General features: G+C 58.1%; 21 protein-coding genes. 8 read left to right on the top strand and 13 right to left on the bottom strand.

Annotated features, from left to right (window positions below):
- Positions 1-25: 25 nt before the first annotated feature.
- The 3 genes from QF010_RS33720 to grxD all read left to right on the top strand — a co-directional run bounded on the left by QF010_RS33720 (position 26) and on the right by grxD (position 2,995).
- Positions 26-316 carry a hypothetical protein gene (locus tag QF010_RS33720; protein WP_033057467.1) on the top strand — a complete coding sequence of 97 codons (291 nt, stop codon included), beginning with the start codon at positions 26-28 and terminating at the stop codon, positions 314-316.
- A 134-nt stretch (positions 317-450) separates the two neighbouring features.
- Entirely contained in the window at positions 451-2,556 is a 2,106-nt protein-coding gene (locus QF010_RS33715; protein ID WP_429534816.1) for a molybdopterin oxidoreductase family protein, read from the top strand.
- 97 nt (positions 2,557-2,653) lie between these two features.
- The gene (gene grxD, locus QF010_RS33710) at positions 2,654-2,995 is read left to right on the top strand and encodes a Grx4 family monothiol glutaredoxin (RefSeq protein WP_033057469.1); all 342 of its coding nucleotides are present in this window, start codon (positions 2,654-2,656) and stop codon (positions 2,993-2,995) included.
- An 85-nt stretch (positions 2,996-3,080) separates the two neighbouring features.
- On the opposite strand, the gene bfr is transcribed toward grxD, so the two are convergent.
- Complete coding sequence (bfr, locus tag QF010_RS33705; protein ID WP_008155586.1) at positions 3,081-3,554, bottom strand: bacterioferritin; 474 nt, start codon at positions 3,552-3,554, stop codon at positions 3,081-3,083.
- Between the two features lie 198 nt (positions 3,555-3,752).
- The gene (locus QF010_RS33700) at positions 3,753-3,971 is read right to left on the bottom strand and encodes a bacterioferritin-associated ferredoxin (protein ID WP_033057470.1); all 219 of its coding nucleotides are present in this window, start codon (positions 3,969-3,971) and stop codon (positions 3,753-3,755) included.
- Positions 3,972-4,284: 313 nt separating this feature from the next.
- On the opposite strand from QF010_RS33700, the gene QF010_RS33695 reads away from it, so the two are divergent.
- Positions 4,285-4,887 carry a peroxiredoxin gene (locus QF010_RS33695; RefSeq protein WP_033057471.1) on the top strand — a complete coding sequence of 201 codons (603 nt, stop codon included), beginning with the start codon at positions 4,285-4,287 and terminating at the stop codon, positions 4,885-4,887.
- Positions 4,888-4,960: 73 nt separating this feature from the next.
- Here QF010_RS33695 and rnt read toward each other — a convergent pair whose 3' ends face one another.
- Together rnt and pyrC are read right to left on the bottom strand one after the other, a co-directional pair.
- Positions 4,961-5,638 carry a ribonuclease T gene (rnt, locus tag QF010_RS33690; RefSeq protein ID WP_033057472.1) on the bottom strand — a complete coding sequence of 226 codons (678 nt, stop codon included), beginning with the start codon at positions 5,636-5,638 and terminating at the stop codon, positions 4,961-4,963.
- Positions 5,635-6,681, bottom strand: coding sequence for a dihydroorotase (gene pyrC / locus QF010_RS33685; RefSeq protein WP_033057474.1), 1,047 nt, complete (start codon positions 6,679-6,681; stop codon positions 5,635-5,637). The genes rnt and pyrC overlap by 4 nt, the downstream gene beginning before the upstream one ends.
- Positions 6,682-6,840: 159 nt before the next feature.
- On the opposite strand from pyrC, the gene QF010_RS33680 reads away from it, so the two are divergent.
- Both QF010_RS33680 and QF010_RS33675 read left to right on the top strand, forming a co-directional pair.
- Entirely contained in the window at positions 6,841-7,749 is a 909-nt protein-coding gene (locus QF010_RS33680) for a flagellar protein MotY (protein ID WP_429510969.1), read from the top strand.
- Between the two features lie 129 nt (positions 7,750-7,878).
- Positions 7,879-9,096: an argininosuccinate synthase gene (locus tag QF010_RS33675; RefSeq protein WP_007898502.1), complete on the top strand. Its 1,218-nt coding sequence runs from the start codon at positions 7,879-7,881 to the stop codon at positions 9,094-9,096.
- 184 nt (positions 9,097-9,280) lie between these two features.
- Here the strand turns inward: QF010_RS33675 and QF010_RS33670 are convergent, their stop codons facing one another.
- On the bottom strand, positions 9,281-9,913 hold the full coding sequence (locus tag QF010_RS33670; protein WP_033057476.1) for a hypothetical protein: 633 nt from the start codon (positions 9,911-9,913) through the stop codon (positions 9,281-9,283).
- A 579-nt stretch (positions 9,914-10,492) separates the two neighbouring features.
- On the opposite strand from QF010_RS33670, the gene QF010_RS33665 reads away from it, so the two are divergent.
- Positions 10,493-11,119: a response regulator transcription factor gene (locus QF010_RS33665; RefSeq protein ID WP_008155570.1), complete on the top strand. Its 627-nt coding sequence runs from the start codon at positions 10,493-10,495 to the stop codon at positions 11,117-11,119.
- A gap of 90 nt (positions 11,120-11,209) precedes the next feature.
- Here QF010_RS33665 and QF010_RS33660 read toward each other — a convergent pair whose 3' ends face one another.
- The 8 genes from QF010_RS33660 to metG form a co-directional block, all read right to left on the bottom strand.
- Positions 11,210-11,389, bottom strand: coding sequence for a PA3496 family putative envelope integrity protein (locus tag QF010_RS33660; protein WP_010457665.1), 180 nt, complete (start codon positions 11,387-11,389; stop codon positions 11,210-11,212).
- A gap of 106 nt (positions 11,390-11,495) precedes the next feature.
- Positions 11,496-12,134 carry an endonuclease III gene (nth, locus tag QF010_RS33655; RefSeq protein WP_033057477.1) on the bottom strand — a complete coding sequence of 213 codons (639 nt, stop codon included), beginning with the start codon at positions 12,132-12,134 and terminating at the stop codon, positions 11,496-11,498.
- Between the two features lie 25 nt (positions 12,135-12,159).
- The gene (locus QF010_RS33650; protein ID WP_429534815.1) at positions 12,160-12,747 is read right to left on the bottom strand and encodes an Rnf-Nqr domain containing protein; all 588 of its coding nucleotides are present in this window, start codon (positions 12,745-12,747) and stop codon (positions 12,160-12,162) included.
- Positions 12,740-13,351 (bottom strand): RnfABCDGE type electron transport complex subunit G, encoded by a 612-nt coding sequence (locus QF010_RS33645; protein WP_429534814.1) that lies wholly within the window; start codon positions 13,349-13,351, stop codon positions 12,740-12,742. The genes QF010_RS33650 and QF010_RS33645 overlap by 8 nt, the downstream gene beginning before the upstream one ends.
- Entirely contained in the window at positions 13,348-14,340 is a 993-nt protein-coding gene (locus QF010_RS33640; RefSeq protein ID WP_429534813.1) for an RnfABCDGE type electron transport complex subunit D, read from the bottom strand. The genes QF010_RS33645 and QF010_RS33640 overlap by 4 nt, the downstream gene beginning before the upstream one ends.
- A complete protein-coding gene (rsxB, locus tag QF010_RS33635; RefSeq protein WP_429534812.1) occupies positions 14,327-15,337 on the bottom strand; it encodes an electron transport complex subunit RsxB in 1,011 nt (336 codons plus the stop codon). The genes QF010_RS33640 and rsxB overlap by 14 nt, the downstream gene beginning before the upstream one ends.
- Entirely contained in the window at positions 15,334-15,903 is a 570-nt protein-coding gene (locus tag QF010_RS33630; RefSeq protein ID WP_429534811.1) for an electron transport complex protein RnfA, read from the bottom strand. The genes rsxB and QF010_RS33630 overlap by 4 nt, the downstream gene beginning before the upstream one ends.
- 142 nt (positions 15,904-16,045) lie before the next feature.
- Positions 16,046-18,097: a methionine--tRNA ligase gene (gene metG, locus QF010_RS33625; protein WP_033057485.1), complete on the bottom strand. Its 2,052-nt coding sequence runs from the start codon at positions 18,095-18,097 to the stop codon at positions 16,046-16,048.
- Positions 18,098-18,390: 293 nt separating this feature from the next.
- On the opposite strand from metG, the gene apbC reads away from it, so the two are divergent.
- On the top strand, positions 18,391-19,485 hold the full coding sequence (apbC, locus tag QF010_RS33620) for an iron-sulfur cluster carrier protein ApbC (protein ID WP_429534810.1): 1,095 nt from the start codon (positions 18,391-18,393) through the stop codon (positions 19,483-19,485).
- Positions 19,486-19,608: the final 123 nt, after the last annotated feature.

The raw sequence follows: 19,608 nt of genomic DNA, 5'->3' as shown, positions 1-19,608 counted from the left end.
ACGAACGACGCAGGAAGCCTTCGGAATGGAATCGAAAGAACGACAGTTAATGGAATTACTCGGCCTCACGGCTCGCTCGTTGACCCATCTCACCGCGTCCATGACCTCGATGTCCTTCGAGTTGATGCGCAGTGAAGACGACGTGACCAAGGCCGCCGGCCGGCGGATGATCGACCGCATGGCAACCATCAGCACCGGGCTCGACGAGCACTGGCGACTGATCGGCGAACTCACCGGTGTTCATGTCGCTCAAGAGCAGATCGAAACCATCCAGGAGATCCAGTTGCAGGCGCCGCCGAGGCTGCCGCCGAACTGATCCCCAGCGGTCATCGGCTGGCCTGATGGCCGCCGATTCACAAGACGAACGTCGCTGGCGCAGCAGTGGATCAGGCGCCATAGTTTTGTTCCCGCGGCCGATATCGCCCGCCCAGAACAAGACAGAGACTGGCCATGACCAAGACTCTCCATCACCGTGCGTGCCACTTGTGCGAAGCCATCTGCGGCCTGACCATCGAAACCACCGAGGCCGACGGCGCGGTGCAGATCACGTCGATCAAGGGTGACGCTCAGGATACATTCAGCCGCGGACACATCTGCCCCAAGGCCGTCGCCCTGCAAGATATTCAGAACGATCCGGATCGTCTGCGTCAGCCGATGCTGCGGGTCGGCAGTGAATGGCAACCTATCGAGTGGGAAGACGCCTTCAGCCTTGTAGCCGAACGTCTGGCGGCGATTCAGGAGCGTCATGGGCAAAACGCGGTGGCGGTCTATCAAGGCAACCCCAGCGTGCACAACTATGGGCTGATGACCCACAGCAATTACTTTCTCGGCCTGTTGAAAACCCGCAACCGGTTTTCCGCGACCTCGGTCGATCAGTTGCCCCATCACCTGACCAGCCATTTGATGTACGGCCACGGTTTGCTGTTGCCGATCCCGGACATCGATCAGACCGATTTCATGCTGATCCTCGGCGGCAATCCGCTGGCCTCCAACGGCAGCATCATGACCGTGCCGGATGTGGAGAAGCGCTTGAAGGCCATTCAGGCCCGCGGCGGCAAAGTGGTGGTGGTCGATCCGCGCCGCAGCGAAACCGCGGCGATTGCCGACCAGCATCTGTTCGTGCGCCCCGGTGGCGATGCGGCGTTGTTGTTCGGACTGCTCAATACCCTGTTCGCTGAAGGCCTGACCCGCGACAGTCATTTGCCGGTGGACGGTCTGGATGAGGTGCGGGAAGCCGTCGCGAACTTCACCGCCGAAGCCATGAGCCCGCTGTGCGCGGTGCCCGCCGAACAGATCCGCCAACTGGCGCGGGACTTTGCGGCGGCGCCGACGGCGGTCTGTTACGGCCGCATGGGTGTCTCGACCCAGGCGTTCGGTACCTTGTGTCATTGGGTTGTGCAACTGATCAACCTGGTCACCGGTAATCTCGATCGCGTGGGAGGGGCGTTGTGCACCGAGCCCGCAGTGGACCTGGTGGCGTCCACCTCAGGTGGGCATTTCAATCTGTGGCAGAGCCGGGTCTCCGGGCGTCCTGAATATGGTGGAGAACTGCCGGTCTCGGCGCTGGCCGAAGAGATGCTTACCGAAGGGGAAGGGCAGGTCCGCGCGCTGATTACCGTGGCGGGTAATCCGGTACTGTCGACGCCCAATGGCCGACAACTGGAACAGGCCCTGGACGGTTTGGAGTTCATGGTCAGCATCGACCTGTACATCAATGAAACCACGCGCTATGCCGACCTGATCCTGCCGTCCACATCGGCCCTGGAAAACGATCACTACGACACCACATTCAACATGTTCGCGGTGCGTAACGTCACTCGGTTCAACCGCGCAATCCTGGGCAAGCCCGAAGGTGCGTTGCATGACTGGGAGATTTTCGTGGGGCTGGCCAAGGCCTTTGCTGCGAAGACCGGCAAGGAACTGAAACCGACGATCCCGCCAGCGCAGATGATCGACCGTGGCTTGCGGATGGGGTTGTATGGCGATGCCTCGGAACAGAAATTGTCGCTGGCGACCTTGTTCGATCACCCGCATGGTGTCGATCTCGGGGCGCTGAAATCCAATCTGGCGCCACGCCTGAAAACCGCCAACCAGCGCGTCCAGGCTGCGCCACCAGTGATCCTTGCCGACCTGGCGCGCTTTGCAGCCTTGCAAGCACCAGTGGCCGATGAGTTGCTGATGATTGGCCGCCGTCATGTTCGCAGCAACAACTCGTGGATGCACAACTATCACCGTCTGGTGAAGGGCAAACCGCGCCATCAATTGCTGATGCACCCGGATGACCTCGCCAGCCGTGGGCTCAACGACGGGCAGCGCGTGCGGGTCAGTTCGCGGGTCGGTGTGATTGAAGTTGAAGTGCTTGGCAGTCTGGATATGATGAAAGGTGTGGTCAGTCTTCCTCACGGTTGGGGCCATGCGCGGCCGGGCGTGCAGATGACCATTGCCAGTGGTCAGCCGGGCTCCAGCGCCAATGACTTGACCGACGAGTGTCAGCTCGATGAGTTGTCGGGCAATGCCGCGTTGAACGGTGTGCCAGTGACCGTGGCGGCGGCTTGATCAAGTCTGTCGGGGAGACCGAGCAGGGTGCTCGGGTTTCCGTTACAATGCGCCACCGTGCCGACCCCTGAGTCGGAAAGTTCAGCCGAGGTGCTCCATGGATATCATCGAAACGATTAAAGAGCAGATTGCTAACAACACCATTCTGCTTTACATGAAAGGTTCGCCGAATGCCCCGCAGTGTGGCTTCTCCGCGAAAGCCGCGCAGGCCGTGATGGCATGTGGTGAAAAGTTTGCGTACGTGGACATCCTGCAGAACCCGGAAATCCGCGCCAACCTGCCAAAATACGCCAACTGGCCAACCTTCCCGCAACTGTGGGTGGGCGGTGAGCTGGTCGGCGGTAGCGACATCATGACCGAGATGGCTGCTGACGGTTCGTTGCAGGCCACCATCAAGGCTGCTGTCGAAGCGGCTGCTGCCAACAAGACCGAAGCTTGATTCAGGCTCTGTAGGCAATAAAAAAGCCCCGCCTCTTTAAAAGAGCGCGGGGCTTTTTGTTATCTCGAATTTAGCGGGCGCTAACTTACTCTTCGCCCATCTGCGATTGCAGATAGTTCTCAAGACCGACTTTATCGATCAGGCCCAGTTGGGTTTCCAGCCAGTCGATATGTTCTTCTTCGGATTCAAGAATATCTTCAAGCAATTCGCGGCTACCAAAGTCGCCAACGGTTTCGCAATGAGCGATAGCCACTTTGAGATCGGCATGACCGGTGCGTTCGATACGCAGGTCGCACTCAAGCATTTCCTGGGTGTGTTCGCCGATCTGCAGCTTGCCCAGGTCCTGGACGTTCGGCAGGCCTTCAAGGAACAGGATGCGCTTGATCAGCTTGTCCGCGTGCTTCATCTCGTCGATGGATTCGTGGTATTCGTGCTTGCCGAGCTTGTTCAGGCCCCAATCTTCGTACATGCGTGCATGCAGGAAGTATTGATTGATCGCGACCAGTTCATTGGCAAGGATCTTGTTGAGATGCTGGATGACTGTAACGTCGCCTTTCATGGTGGGGTCCTGCCCTAAGTAGCTGTCTATAAGGCAGAGTTTGAGCCGCACAACTAAGAGTGTCAAACCTAAGTTATTGAAACTTAAATGAAAATTAATCGGAATAAGAATGTTTGTGTTCCGCGTCTAGAGCGTAAGCGATTGATTTTCAGACATAAAAAAACCGGACATTAAGTCCGGTTCTTTGAAATACGGTATTTACGCAGCAGTAAATTCTACAGGGTAAGGAATCGCGGCCTGGGCCGATTGCAATTTGGTCAGGGTTTCGCGAACCACTTCCTTGGCAAGGCAGGCGCATTTGCCGCATTGGCTGGCTACGCCGGTGGCCTGACGGACTTCTTTGTAGCTGCAGCAACCTTCATAGATTGCATCGCGGATTTGACCGTCGGTGACGCCAGTGCAGAGGCAGACATACATAAGTGAAAACCGTCGCTGGTTGTGACTCAATTGCGATGGATCTTAATGTTAACGAGAATGATTGTCAAAGTGCTTTCTGAAAGCTTCGCGTTATAAGCGCGGGTCACTGACGAACGGTTTCAGACCGGCAATCTGCCAGCATCGTCGCAGACGGCAATTTCACCGTGACGTTGAAAATCCGTTAAGGACAGCTCAAAAACGCCGTGTATGATGGTCGGTCCTTGCGAAGGGGGTCGTGTCACAGGGCTGTCGCCTGAGGGTGGCAGGCTGATGCGAACCCAGTTCTTCACGTTAATAGACCAGGAGATATTCAATGAGCGTACTCGTAGGCAAACAAGCCCCAGACTTCACCGTACCGGCCGTACTCGGCAATGGCGAAATCGTAGACAGCTTCACCCTGTCGTCGGCCATCAAAGGCAAATACGGTCTGGTGTTCTTCTACCCACTGGACTTCACCTTCGTTTGCCCGTCCGAGCTGATCGCTCTGGACAATCGCATGTCTGACTTCAAGGCACGCAACGTTGAAGTGATCGCCGTTTCGATCGACTCGCACTTCACCCACAACGCCTGGCGCAACACCCCGGTGAACAATGGCGGTATCGGCCAGGTTCGCTACACCATGGCTGCCGACATCAAGCAGGAAGTCATGAAGGCCTACGACGTTCAATCCGCTGACGGCGTTGCATTCCGTGGCGCGTTCCTGATCGACGACAAAGGCGTTGTCCGCTCGCAGATCATCAACGACCTGCCGCTGGGCCGTAACATGGAAGAGCTGATTCGTCTGGTCGACGCTCTGCAATTCCACGAAGAGCACGGCGAAGTTTGCCCTGCCAACTGGAAAAAAGGCGACAAGGGCATGAACGCTTCTCCAGAAGGCGTTGCTGCTTACCTGACCGAGCACGCTGCGGCGCTGTAAGCCCAAGCGTCAGGCATAAAAAAACCGGCCTCAGTGGCCGGTTTTTTTATGCGCGGGATTAATCAGCGACAGATCAGTCGTTGAAATCTTCCCAGCCGCCCATTTGTTTCCAGCGATTGACGATGCCGCAGAACAGCTCTGCCGTCTTCTCGGTGTCATAACGAGCCGAGTGGGCCTCACGACCGTCGAAGTCGATATCGGCGGCCTGACAGGCCTTGGCCAGTACGGTCTGGCCGTAAGCCAGACCGGCCAGGGTTGCCGTATCGAAGCTCGAGAACGGATGGAACGGGTTGCGTTTCATGTCCAGGCGCGCGACAGCGGCGTTAAGAAAGCCCAGATCGAAGCTGCTGTTGTGCCCGACCAGAATTGCCCGTTTGCAACCGTTGGCTTTCAGGGCCTTGCGGATGCCGCGGAAGATGTCGGTCAGCGCTGCTTCTTCACTCACTGCCATGCGCAGCGGGTGATCGAGTTTGATCCCGGTGAATTCCAGAGCGGCCGCTTCGATGTTCGCGCCTTCAAAAGGCTCTACACGAAAGAAGTAGGTGTGATCGGGGTACACAAACCCTTTTTCGTCCATGCCGATGGTAGTTGCGGCAATTTCCAGCAAGGCGTCAGTGGCAGAGTTGAAACCACCGGTTTCAACGTCGACAACGACTGGCAGGTATCCACGGAAGCGCTCAGCCATCGGGTGGCGTGAACCACCTCCGCCGCCTTGACCGTCCTGTTCGTCGTCGAAATGGTCTTCACTCACGCGTGTTCCTCCAGCAGGCGCCAGCGCAGTTTTTCACCGGCGCGCAGCGGGATTACAGTCAGCTCGCCAAATGGCAGGCTGGTTGGGGCGGTCCACTCTTCGCGGACCAGGGTGATGCGATCGGTGTTCACCGGCAGGCCGTAGAAACGCGGGCCGTTGAGGCTGGCGAAGGCTTCGAGCTTGTCCAGCGCGTTGCGCTGTTCGAAGGCTTCGGCATACATCTCGATCGCTGCATAAGCGGTGTAGCAACCGGCACAGCCGCAAGCGGCTTCTTTGGCGTGCTGGGCGTGAGGCGCCGAGTCGGTGCCCAGGAAGAACTTGTCGCTGCCGCTGGTGGCGGCGTCGAGCAGGGCTTCCTGATGGGTGTTGCGCTTGAGGATCGGCAGGCAATAGAAGTGCGGCCGAATCCCGCCCACCAACATGTGGTTGCGGTTGTACAGCAGATGATGCGCGGTGATGGTCGCGCCAACGTTGGCCGAAGCCTCGTTGACGAACTGCACGGCATCAGCGGTGGTGATGTGTTCGAACACCACTTTGAGCGTCGGGAAGCGCTCGACCACACGACGCATGTGCTCATCGATAAAGATTTTTTCGCGATCGAACACGTCGACATCGCCACGGGTGACTTCACCGTGAACCAGCAAGGGCATCCCGACTTCGGCCATGGCCTCAAGCGCAGGGAAAATCTTGTCGATGCTGGTGACGCCAGAGTCCGAGTTGGTGGTCGCGCCGGCCGGGTACAGCTTGGCGGCGTGAATGAAGCCGCTGGCCTTGGCCTCGCGAATTTCTTCGGGCTGGGTGCGGTCGGTCAGGTACAGCACCATCAACGGTTCGAAGCGGCTGCCAGCCGGGCGTGCAGCGAGAATCCGCTGGCGATAGCCGTCGGCTTCAGCGGTGTTACGCACCGGAGGTACCAGGTTGGGCATGATGATGGCGCGACCAAAGGTGCGCGCGACATCCGCGACTGTATTGGGCAACACAGCACCATCGCGAAGATGAATATGCCAGTCGTCGGGACGCAGCAGGGTCAGGCGGTCGGACATGAGGGGATTCCAGGCGGGTCAAACTGAGGGGAATGCTACCGGAAAAGACTCTTCCAGGCACTCGCTATCAAGTTTTGCAGCAAGCTTCCGATATCCAACAGGTATGCCGTAAACATCTGTGTGTCGGTCTTTTTGTTGTAGAAGCCAGTGGAGCCTCCCGTGCGCCAGCGTTATTTAGCCTTGCTCAGCGTGTTTGCCAGCCTTCCTGCGATGGCGCTCACTTTCCAGACCCGTCTGGAGAGCATCGAGTGGAAGGTCGAAGGGGACAAGTTCGAGTGCCGCCTGAGTCAACCGATCACCGATTTTGGTTCGGGTGAGTTCGTGCGCCGCGCTGGTGAGCAAGCGACGTTTCGTCTGAAGGCCTACAACGCGATGATCGGCGGCGGTTCGGCCACCTTGCTGGCGGCGGCTGCACCGTGGCAGCCGGGGCGTGGTGACATCAACCTCGGTTCTGTGCGGATCGGCAGCGGCAATGTGTTGTTCAACAGTTCGCAAGTTCAGGCCGGCCGCTTGATCAGTGGCCTGATGGATGGCCGCAGTCCGGTCGTTCGACATTACTCTGGCGATGGCCGGGTGTCGGAAGTGCGCCTGTTGCCGGTCAAGTTCAGCCAGGCCTTCAACGACTATCAGGGCTGCGTGGCGAAGCTGCTGCCGAAGAATTTCGAGCAGGTTAAACAATCGCAGATCGGCTTCCCCGGCGAAGGCATCGATCTCGACGCGCAGGCCAAGGCTCAATTGCAAGTGATGCTGGAATTCATGAAGGCCGACCCGACGGTCAACCACATCGAACTCGATGGCCACTCCGACAACAGCGGCAACCGCCTGACCAATCGTGATCTGTCGCGGCGTCGGGCTTTGGCCGTCATGGAGTTCTTCAAGGCCAACGGCATTCAGGAATCGCAGATCACCGTGCGCTTTCACGGCGAGCGTTACCCATTGGCGCCCAATACCAATTCCGCCAACCGGGCGAAGAACCGTCGGGTCAATGTGCACCTCGCGCGCGTTGCGCCCACCGAAACGCCAGCCCCTCAGGCCACTGTATCGGCGAGGGCCGCGTCGACCTCCTGAACCCGCTGTTATCGTCGCTCACTCGACATAATCTGTCGCTTCGTCGTCATAAGCTGTCGCGCCTCTGTAAATTATCCTGCATGAGCGGTAGACTTGACGGCTTTCCGTAGAACCCCGTGGAGTGATGGCATGGCGGACGTAAACAAGGTCGTTCTGGCGTATTCCGGCGGCCTGGACACTTCGGTGATCCTCAAGTGGCTGCAGGATACTTATAACTGTGAAGTCGTGACCTTCACCGCTGACCTGGGTCAGGGCGAAGAGGTCGAACCTGCACGCGCCAAGGCACAGGCCATGGGCGTGAAAGAGATCTACATCGACGACTTGCGCGAAGAATTCGTGCGCGATTTCGTTTTCCCGATGTTCCGCGCCAACACCGTTTACGAAGGCGAGTACCTGCTGGGTACTTCCATCGCTCGTCCGTTGATCGCCAAGCGCTTGATCGAAATCGCCAACGAAACCGGTGCTGACGCCATTTCCCACGGCGCTACCGGCAAGGGCAACGACCAGGTTCGTTTCGAGCTGGGCGCCTACGCCTTGAAGCCAGGCGTGAAAGTGATCGCTCCGTGGCGCGAATGGGATCTGCTCTCCCGTGAAAAGCTGATGGATTATGCTGAAAAGCACAACATCCCGATCGAGCGTCACGGCAAGAAAAAATCCCCGTACTCGATGGATGCCAACCTGCTGCACATCTCCTATGAAGGCGGCGTGCTGGAAGACACCTGGACCGAGCACGAAGAAGACATGTGGAAATGGACCGTCTCCCCGGAGAAGGCTCCAGATAAAGCGCAATACCTGGAACTGACCTACCGCAACGGCGATATCGTCGCACTGGACGGCGTCGAAATGACCCCGGCTACCGTGCTGGCGACCCTGAACCGTATCGGTGGCGAACACGGTATCGGCCGTCTCGACATCGTCGAGAACCGTTACGTGGGCATGAAGTCCCGTGGCTGCTACGAAACCCCAGGCGGCACCATCATGCTGCGCGCTCACCGTGCGATCGAATCGATCACCCTGGACCGCGAAGTGGCTCACCTCAAAGACGAGCTGATGCCTAAATACGCCAGCCTGATCTATACCGGTTACTGGTGGAGCCCTGAGCGTCTGATGCTGCAACAGATGATCGATGCATCCCAGGCCCACGTGAACGGCGTTGTGCGCCTGAAGCTGTACAAGGGCAACGTGATCGTCACCGGTCGCAAGTCCGACGAATCGTTGTTCGATGCCAACATCGCGACCTTCGAAGAAGATGGCGGCGCCTACAACCAGGCCGACGCGGCGGGCTTCATCAAGCTCAACGCCTTGCGCATGCGTATTGCGGCGAACAAAGGCCGGAAGCTTTTCTGAGATCTTTGACGCCGTAGTGGAACGACCGTAGTAGAACGACGTTAGTAGAGTTGTGGCCTTGTCGGTGACAAGGCCACAATTTTGAATAGGGGGGAGTTTTCCTGCCGGACATCGTTTTGTCAGCGCTCTTTTTGTATCTGCAATACCTTCCTTCTGTTTCCTCTCTCTGAATGCTCTTCAAGCGTTACCTGCTGCGTGTCAGGTAAAAAGAGTGATCAAGAATCGTCAGACCTTGTGAATTCAAATTGTAAGCAATGCAAAGCGTTGGTCCGCTGCGATTCTTTGCCTGTTTTGGTTGCTTGCTCGCGCTCTCCTTCAGTAATGCCTCCGAATCGGTACAGGTGAGAAATACGATCACTTTTGCCGGGCTTCCCTGCGGGTGTCGGTTTTTTTCAATCCAGGCACCGAATTCCATTTTCTTGTTTAGCCACCGCGCATCGACGATGTGCAGGTTTTTTAGCGGCTCGGTCAGGCAAACGTGCTGTAGAGCCGAGAGGCCCGTCTGAATACCGATCCGGAGGGGAGGGGCCTTCAGGTTATCGGGCCGCTGACCGCGTTCAGCGTTTTCCATCACTTTTATAAAATGCTTTCCCTTGCCGAAATCGGATGGCGCGTACAGCGACCGGTAGTTGAAGTTGAGTGTGGCGAAGAAAAGAAAAAGCAAATAAAAAGGGAAACTGATCAGGAACCAGACATAAAGCTCCCGCTCCTTATTGTCGAGAAAGGGCAGTGAGACGGCGGCTGATGTTTCAGAAATAGCAGCAAATATTGCAATAACGGTCATGGGGTTGAAGATTTTTTTCTTTAGTTTGATCATGTTTTTTGCTCATTGGAATATTGTCTTATCTCGGTGGTTGATGTTTTTGGTTTTCATTTTAATAACTAAGTGGTCGGTGTTTATGTTGCTGTAGTTTTCCTTTTAAGTTGTTGAATAAGAAAGTTTGATAGTAACGGTATTGAGCGTGCGGCGGGTACCTCTGTTGTTGGGTTTTAGGGGGTGTTGGGTTGAGTTTTTTATTGAAGTGTTGCCTGGTGTGATTTTTTATTACATTCTTGATGCATGGTGTTTGTTGCGTGGAGTTTTAAGTGGTAAATATCGGTTACTTATAAGGGTAGCTCAATAGTCGGTATTCGTTGGAACGTCTTGCGACGAACCCTGTTATTTGGTTTTCTGGTTGTAAATGGAAACAAAAAAATTGCGGATAATCGAAATGTTTTCAGGTTGATAACATTTTTACCCTCACGGTGTTTTTGGGGATTTTGTAAGATTATTCTTTAATGTCTGTAGGGAATGTCTCTCGGTGTGGGTGGCCGAGGGGGGCGGCATGCCATGGGTGAAACGACTAGGCTATCGTGCGGGCTCTAAAAATTCGAACAGCGAAAATTGGACTTGCCCATGAATAAAGTGCTGATCGTGGATGATCACCCCGTCATTCGTCTTGCGGTACGTATGCTAATGGAGCGTCACGGCTATGAAGTTATTGCAGAGACAGATAATGGCGTGGATGCGTTGCAACTTGCCCGTGAGCATATGCCGGATATTGTCATCCTGGATATTGGAATACCGAAACTTGATGGCCTGGAAGTCATTGCGCGTCTGACATCGACAGCAATGCCCATGAAAGTACTGATATTAACTTCCCAGGCGCCTGGGCATTTTTCCATGCGTTGCATGCAATCCGGTGCCGCAGGGTATGTCTGCAAACAACAGGATCTCACTGAGTTGCTCAGTGCAATAAAGGCAGTATTGTCAGGCTACAGTTACTTCCCGAATCAAGCCTTGCATACCGTACGTTCCAGTTTGGGAAACGCCAGTGAAGCCGATATGGTGGATCGACTGTCGGGGCGGGAGATGATGGTCTTGCAACAATTGGCCCGAGGCAAGACCAACAAGGAGATCGCGGATGGAATGTTTCTCAGCAACAAGACCGTTAGTACTTACAAGACTCGTCTGTTGTTGAAGCTCAATGCTCGCTCCTTGGTCGACCTGATCGAATTGGCTCAACGCAATGGTCTGGTGTGACTGTCTCAGCGTTTGACAAGGCGCGATGAGCGGGGGGGGTCAGGGGTCGGCACTTAGTAAAAAGCCTCCGTTTCGGGAGGCTTTTAGGTGTCATAGATCAAAGTCGTAATCGGCCAATTGCTTTTGCAGTCGGCGCTCCTCCAGCAGATTATCGATGGTACGACGCTTGCTCAGGTTGGTCTTCGCCACTTCAACCACCGGTTCAGCATCATCTGTCTCAACAGGGGTGAAGTCGTCTTCTACGTCCAATTGCTCTTTGCCAGTGCTCATAGCGTTACTCCAGGCTAAGACTGCCTTTGGCGCTCCTTATATCGATAATCTCCCGGCGGGTAAAAAAGATTTTTTCAATCGGTAAATCGAAAATCTTAATAGCGCCTCAATCGTCCGATGTCTTGTGCTTGTATTCGCACAAGTCTTCGATCCGGCAACTGCCGCAGCGAGGCTTGCGGGCAAGGCAAACGTAGCGTCCGTGAAGGATCAGCCAGTGATGGGAGTCGAGCAGATATTCCTTCGGCACGAACTTCATGAGTTTTTGCTCAACCTCGACCACATTTTTGCCTGGCGCTATGCCGGTACGATTGCTGACCCGGAAAATATGCGTGTCCACGGCCATGGTCAGCTGGCGGAATGCGGTGTTGAGCACCACGTTGGCTGTCTTGCGGCCGACGCCGGGTAACGCTTCCAGTTCTTCACGGGTTTGCGGCACTTCGCCTCCATGACGTTCCATCAGCAAGCGACAGGTCTCGATCACGTTTTTCGCTTTGCTGTTAAACAGGCCGATGGTCTTGATGTATTCCGACAGTCCTTCGACACCCAAGGCATAAATGGCCGCCGGTGTATTGGCCACCGGGTAGAGCTTGGCGGTGGCCTTGTTGACACCGACATCGGTCGACTGCGCCGAGAGAATCACGGAGATCAGTAATTCGAACGGCGAGGAGTAGGCCAGCTCGGTCTTCGGTTCCGGGTTGTCTTCGTGAAACCGGCGAAAAATTTCCAGACGTTTTGCGGCATTCATGGGCAGTGCGTTTCCTCGAAGGCGGTCAGTGAGAGTGCGTCGAGCGGGTCCAGGCCTGACGTGCGGCGATCAGCAATCCCAGCAGAATGAATCCACCAGGGGCCAGGGTGGCCAGGCGCAAGCCACCGTCGGCGGTCAGTACCCAGCCTTGCCAGTCCGCTTGCGCAGTGCCAGCCAGCCATGGCAGATGGCTGCCGAATGTTCCGTTGCCGATGAATTCGCGCAACACGCCAAGGCCCGCCATCAACGCGCCGAACAGGCCGCACAGGCGCAGGCGATCACGACCGGGGCTCTGGAAAAAATCGGTGTGTTCCAGCACAACGCATTGCAAGGCGATCAATCCTGCATAGAACCCCACATGCTGGTGCCATTGCAGCGACCAGACTTTTGCGGCGAGCTCCGCGCAGCTGGTCAGCGTGGCCGCCAGCAGGACGCTGGCAAGCAGATGTGTCGTCGGGACAAGTCGGGATCGCAACGCGCCCATGCTCACGCCAAAGGCACTGATCACCACGATGAACATCAGCCACAAGCCCAGAGCGGACACCAATGAATCCGTGGCGCCGATCAGCGGCGCAAGCATCAGTGAGTTCTGCAGCGTCGATGACTTATTCATGAGCGCTGCTCCCGATCAACTGTTGCTGGTGTTCGTCGAAGTAGCGCAACGCGTCATGGATGGCGTTGATGACCGCTCTCGAAGTAATGGTCGCGCCCGCCATTTGATCGAATTGCCCCTGGTCCTTTTTCAAGGCCCAGCCATTGTCGGCAGGTTCGGTCCGGGACTTTCCGGAAAAAGCCTGAAGCCAGGCATTGGGCCAGTCAGCGAGTCGACCGCCCAGCCCCGGCGTCTCTGATTGCTTGAGCGTTTTGACGCCCAGCACCTTGCCGTTGGCGCCGATGGCGATCAGCAATTCGATGGAACCCTCGTAACCCAGGGTTTGGCTGCGCAGTAACACGGCACTGGGTTGGCCAGTCTTGGTCGCCTGGTAGCCACCTAGCAACGTGCTGCTGGCCAGCCCAGTATTTTCGAGCGCGAGTGGCTGTTCCAGCGGCTGATTGTCGTAGCTTTCAGCCGGGAGCAGGTCCAGTAGGTTACGACTGTCGATCAGGCGCTGTTCGGCCGCAATGCGCGGCGCGCTGGTGTGCTGCACGAGGTAAGTCGCGCCAATCCCGAGGCCTGCCAGCACCACCAGGATCGCAACGCTCGACGCTCGGCTCATGGCGTACCCCGTTCCAGTCTGGAGGCGGCAAACCGCTCCAGCGCGGGCACACAGAGGTTCATTAACAGTACGGCGAAGGCGACGCCGTCCGGATAACCACCCCAGGTACGAATCAGGTACGTCAGCAACCCGACGCCCGCGCCGAACAACAATCGCGCGCTGGGGCTTTTTGCGCCGGACACCGGTTCCGTGACGATGAAGAATGCCCCCAGCATGCTCGCGCCAGTGAGCAGATGAAACAGCGGCGAACCATGGGAGTCGGAGCCCGAGCCGTTCCAGCACAGCAGGCTGATGATGAATAGGCTGGCGAGCATGCCGACTGGCGCATGCCAGCTGAACACCCGTCGTTGCAGCAGAAACGCGCCGCCCGCCAGAAAGGCCAGGTTGACCCACTCCATGCCTCGGCCGCCGAAGTGGCCGAACGCCGGGTTGGCTGCAAACAGTTCGTCCATGGTCAGGCTTTTGTTGATCCGCAGGCTGTCCAGCGCCGTGGCCTGGACCCAGGCGTCTGGCGTCTGCCCGAGGCTGAACCCGAACACCTGCTGCAAGCCGCCGATCAGGTCCAGCCCATGGGAGGACGGCCAGTGGGTCATCTGTTGGGGGAAGGTCACCAGCACCAGGGCGAAGCCCAGCATTGCCGGGTTGAACGGGTTCTTGCCAACGCCGCCATACAGGTGTTTGCCGAACACCATCGCGAACGCCGCGGCACAGACTGTCAGCCACCACGGGCAATAAGGCGGCAAGGCCAGCGCCAACAGCGTCGCGCTGACCAGCGCACTGCCGTCGCTCAAGCTCGGCTTGAGCGCAAGCTTGCGCAAGCGCAGCACGGTCGCTTCAACGGCCAGTGCGGTAACACCCGTCAGCATCAGGTTGATCAACACGCCCCAGCCATACAGCCAGAAAAACACCAGCATCCCCGGCACGGTGGCCAGCAATACCAGCTTCATGGCTTGCTGGAGGCGTTCGTCGACCGACTCAAGGGGCGGCATAGGCATCCACCTGACGCTCGGCTTCATTCACCGCGAGTTCCAGGGCTTCGATCTGCTCAGTCGGCGCTTCGTTGGCTTGAGCTTTCTTGAGTTCGGCGCGACGCATGGCCAACTGGATCTTGGCCCGATTCAGCTGCGCATTTTTCGCCGGAACGACGGGGGCCGCGGCTGGCGGTGCAGTACTTTCCAGTTTTGCCAACGCCTGTTCGGCCGCCTCGAACTGCTGTTGCAGGACGATCAGTTGCGACTGCTGTTCGAAGGTCGGCGGATGCCCGAACGCCTTGAGTGACTTGTTCAGTTGCGCCCGACTCATCGCCAGATCGATCTTGGCTTTTTTCAGCGCCGCATCCGCATTCGCGGCCTTCTGTGCACGGACTCGCTCAAGAGCAGCCTGAACCGGATCGAGCGTCGCCACCTCGCTTTGCTGCACGGCGCGCTGGGCGCGGGCCTGACGTTCGGCGATTTTCTGTTGTTCTTCGCGATGCAAGCGAGCGTTGCGCTGTTCAAATCGGCGTCGCGCGTGATTGCGCTTGGCCGCTCGGGCGCGTTGTTCCTCAAGGCTGAACGCCAGGCCGCCAACAATCGGCAGCACCGTGTCCAGCGGCAACGGCCGCATCTCGATGCAATCCACTGGGCAGGGCGCTACGCACAGGTCGCAACCGGTGCATTCATCGACGATCACCGTGTGCATCAATTTCGCCGCGCCGACGATGGCATCCACCGGACAGGCCTGGATGCACTTGGTGCAACCAATGCACTCGGCCTCACGGATGTAGGCGATTTGCGCCGGGGCCGAACCGCGACTGACGTCCAGTTCCAGCACCGGGACTTTCAACAGCTCGGCCAGGGCGGCGATGGTTTCGCTGCCGCCCGGTGGGCATTTGTTGATCGGCTCGCCGCTGGCAATGCCCTCGGCGTACGGTTTGCATCCGGGGTGGCCGCACTTGCCGCATTGGGTCTGCGGCAAGAGGGCGTCGATGCGTTGAATCAGACTCATGTTTTGATCAGCCCGCTGAATCCGAGAAAGGCCACTGCAATCAATCCAGCGCCAATCAGGTCGATGGGCAGGCCGCGAAAGGGCAGGGGGATATCATTTTCGATGGTGCGTTGGCGCAAGTCGCTGAACAGGCTCAGTACCAGCCAGAAACCCAGACCGGCACCCAGACTCAGGGCCATGGCGTGGAAGAAGCCTTTGTCGTCCTGAGCGTTGAACAGCGTCAGCCCGAGTACGCCAGCATTGCCCAGCAGGAGGGGCCAGAGGCCATCGAACGCAAGCTTTGGAAGTGTCCGGGAAAGCATTTTCAGCAGCGGGCCAATCAGCAGAACGCTTAATGGCAGGAAGACGAAAAGGCGCAGCGACGTCAGCTCCAGCGGAACCAGCATCCAACGGTAGGCCGAGTAGCCCGTTATGCCGACGATCAACATCAAGCAAGCCGTCGCAAGGCCCAGCGCGTGGACCTGACTGTGTTCGTTGCCCAGCAGCGGATCGACGCCCAGCGGCCAGTGCAACACGAGGTTGTTGATCAGGGCGGTGCTGATAAGCGTAAGAACAATTTCGGTCATGATCGTGCCGGCAAGAACGGGGCTTTTTAACGGAGCGGTCTAAAAAGCTTAGGCATTATCCGGCAAGGACGGAGGGTGGGCCAGACATGAAAATCCCACAGTCGCGCCAGGCACGACTGTGGGATCGGTTTACCGCAGAGCCTTACTTGATGCGCTGACCTGGCTTGGCGCCGCTGTCAGGGCTGAGCAGGTAGATTTCTTCACCGCCAGGACCGGCCGCCATCACCATGCCTTCGGAGATACCGAACTTCATTTTCCGTGGCTTGAGGTTGGCGATCATCATGGTCAGACGACCATTGAGCTTGGACGGATCCGGATAAGCGCTCTTGATCCCGGAGAACACGTTGCGTTGCTCGTCACCGATGTCCAGGGTCAGGCGCAGCAGTTTGTCGGCACCTTCCACGTGTTCGGCCTTGAGGATCAGGGCGACGCGCAGGTCGACTGCGGCAAAGGCATCGAACTCGATTTCCGGCGACAGTGGATCCTTGGCCAGTTCGCCGTTGCCGGCAGGTGCTGCGTCGCCGGTGTCGGTAGCGCTGGCGGTCAGGTCTTCTTTCGAGGCGTCGCTCATGGCTTGCACTTTTACCGGGTCGATGCGGGTCATCAACGGTTTGAACTCGTTCAGCTGATGGTTGCTGAGCAAGGTGGCGTGGTCATTCCAGGTCAGCGGCGCGACGTTGAGGAACGCCTCGGCATCGGCGGCCAGCAGCGGCAGCACCGGTTTGAGGAAGATCACCAGCTGGCGGAACAGGTTGACGCCCAGGGCGCAGATGGCCTGGACTTCGTCCTGCTTGCCTTCCTGTTTGTTCAACGACCACGGTGCCTTGTCGGCGATCCAGGCGTTGGCTCGGTCGGCCAGGCCCATGATCTCGCGCATGGCACGGGCGAAGTCGCGAGCCTCGTAGGCCTCGGCGATGCTCGGCGCTGCGGCGAGGAACGCTTCGGTCAGTTCCGGCGCGGCATTGCCCGCCACCAGTACACCGGCGTTGCCTTTATGGATGAAACCGGCGCAACGGCTGGCGATGTTGACGACTTTGCCGACAAGGTCGGAGTTGACCTTCTGCACGAAGTCTTCGAGGTTCAGGTCGAGGTCATCGACTCCACGGCTCAGCTTCGCCGCGTAGTAGTAGCGCAGGTATTCCGGCGACAGGTGGTCGAGATAGGTCCGGGCCTTGATGAAGGTACCGCGGGATTTGGACATTTTCTGACCGTTGACGGTCAGGTAGCCGTGTACGTTGATGCCGGTCGGTTTACGGAAACCGGCGCCTTCGAGCATGGCTGGCCAGAACAGGGCGTGGAAGTTGACGATGTCCTTGCCGATGAAATGGTACAGCTCGGCGGTGGAATCCTTGCCCCAGAACGCGTCGAAATCCAATTCCGGCGTGCGGTCGCAGAGGTTCTTGAAGCTGGCCATGTAGCCGATCGGCGCGTCCAGCCAGACGTAGAAGTATTTGCCTGGCTCGTCAGGGATTTCGAAACCGAAGTACGGCGCATCGCGGGAGATGTCCCACTGTTGCAGGCCGGCGTCCAGCCATTCGGCGATTTTGTTCGCCACGGCTTCTTGCAGGGTGCCGCTGCGGGTCCAGGCTTGCAGCATTTCCTGGAAGTCCGGCAGTTTGAAGAAGAAGTGCTGGGAATCCTTGAGCACCGGGGTGGCGCCAGAGATCGCCGACTTCGGATCCTTCAGGTCGGTCGGCGCGTAGGTCGCACCGCATTTTTCGCAGTTGTCGCCGTACTGGTCTTCGGTGCCGCATTTCGGGCAGGTGCCCTTGATGAAGCGGTCGGCCAGGAACATTTTCTTTTCCGGGTCGAAGTACTGAGTGATCGAACGCTGGGCAATGTGCCCGGCGTCGCGCAGCTTCAGGTAGATCTGGCTCGACAGCTCACGGTTTTCTTCGGCATGAGTGGAGTGGAAGTTGTCGAAGTCCACCAGGAACTCGGCAAAGTCGGCGCTGTGTTCAGCCTGGACGTTGGCGATCAGTTGTTCCGGGGTGATGCCTTCCTTTTCCGCGCGCAGCATGATGGCCGAACCGTGGGCGTCGTCGGCGCAGACATAAATGCATTGATTGCCGCGGTGCTTCTGGAAGCGCACCCACATATCGGTCTGGATATATTCCAGCATGTGGCCAAGATGGATCGAACCATTGGCATAGGGCAGGGCGCTGGTGACGAGGATCTTGCGTGGCTCGGACATGGGGCTCGGCTACTTGATGAAACGGAGGTCGGCCACTATAAAGCGCCGGCGCATATTTTTCACCCCGTGTGCCTGTATCCAAATGCGGCGATCGCAAAAAACTGTGGCGAGGGAGCTTGCTCCCGCTGGGTGGCGAAGCCGCCCCAAACCCGGCGATGCCGATCTGTCAGACAAACCGGATCAGCCCTATTGCGACTGCTGCGCAGTCGAGCGGGAGCAAGCTCCCTCGCCACAAATGTGTGTCCGGCGTAGGATACCCGCCTGATTTTCCAGTCTTGCTATCGGAGTTGCCCATGAGCGCCGTCAATCGCGAAGCGGTGGAAGCCGTCCTTCGCCAATACACCGACCCTTATCTGAACCAGGACCCGGTCAGCGCCGGGTGCGTACGCGGCATCGACATTCAGGGTGATCGCGTCAGCGTCCAGCTGGAGCTGGGTTACGCTGCCGGTCTGTTCAAAAGTGGATGGGCGCAGATGCTGCAAATGGCCATCGAAGGCCTGGACGGCGTGACGAGCGCTCGCGTTGACATCACCAGCGTGATCGCCGCGCACAAGGCTCAAGCGCAGATCCCGGGGCTGGCCAATGTCAAGAACGTGGTGGCCGTGGCGTCCGGCAAGGGCGGTGTGGGCAAATCAACCACCGCCGCCAACCTGGCCCTGGCCCTGGCCCGCGAAGGCGCCAAGGTCGGGATCCTCGACGCGGACATTTACGGTCCGAGCCAGGGCATCATGTTTGGCATCCCCGAAGGCACCCGACCCAAGATCAAGGATCAGAAGTGGTTTATTCCGATCGAGTCCCATGGTGTCGAAGTCATGTCCATGGCGTTCCTGACCGATGACAACACGCCGATGGTCTGGCGCGGGCCGATGGTGTCCGGTGCCTTGTTGCAACTCGTCACTCAGACCGCCTGGGGCGACCTGGATTACCTGGTTATCGACATGCCGCCAGGCACCGGTGACATCCAGCTGACCCTGGCGCAGAAAGTCCCGGTGGCCGGCGCGGTGATCGTTACCACGCCGCAAGATCTGGCATTGCTGGACGCACGCAAGGGCGTGGAAATGTTCCGCAAGGTCAACATCCCGGTGCTGGGCGTGGTGGAAAACATGGCCGTGCACATCTGCTCCAACTGCGGACATGCCGAGCATCTGTTCGGTGAGGGCGGTGGTGTGAAGCTGGCCAGCCAGTACGGCGTCGAGTTGCTGGCTTCGTTGCCGCTGGCGATGGCCATCCGCGAACAGGCCGATGGCGGCAAGCCAACGGTGATCGCCGAGCCTGACAGCCCGATTGCGATGGTTTATCAGGAACTGGCCCGCCATGTCGGCGCGCGGATCGTGTTGCAGGAAGCGGTATCGCCAGCGATGCCGAACATCACCATCAGCGACGATTGATTCGCTGAAAAAAGATCGCGGCCTCGCGGCGCGGGCCCCCGCCGCCACCGGGTACACCCCAAAATTTGGGGGGGGGGGGGGGAGCCGGGGCGGGGGGGTGTTTTTTTTGGGTTTAAAAACCAA

Origin of the sequence: Pseudomonas silensiensis, from assembly GCF_050434865.1 — a bacterium.
GTDB lineage: Bacteria > Pseudomonadota > Gammaproteobacteria > Pseudomonadales > Pseudomonadaceae > Aquipseudomonas > Aquipseudomonas fluorescens_W.
Note: the sequence above shows the minus strand (reverse complement) of the source record. Positions and strands in the feature narration are given on the sequence as shown.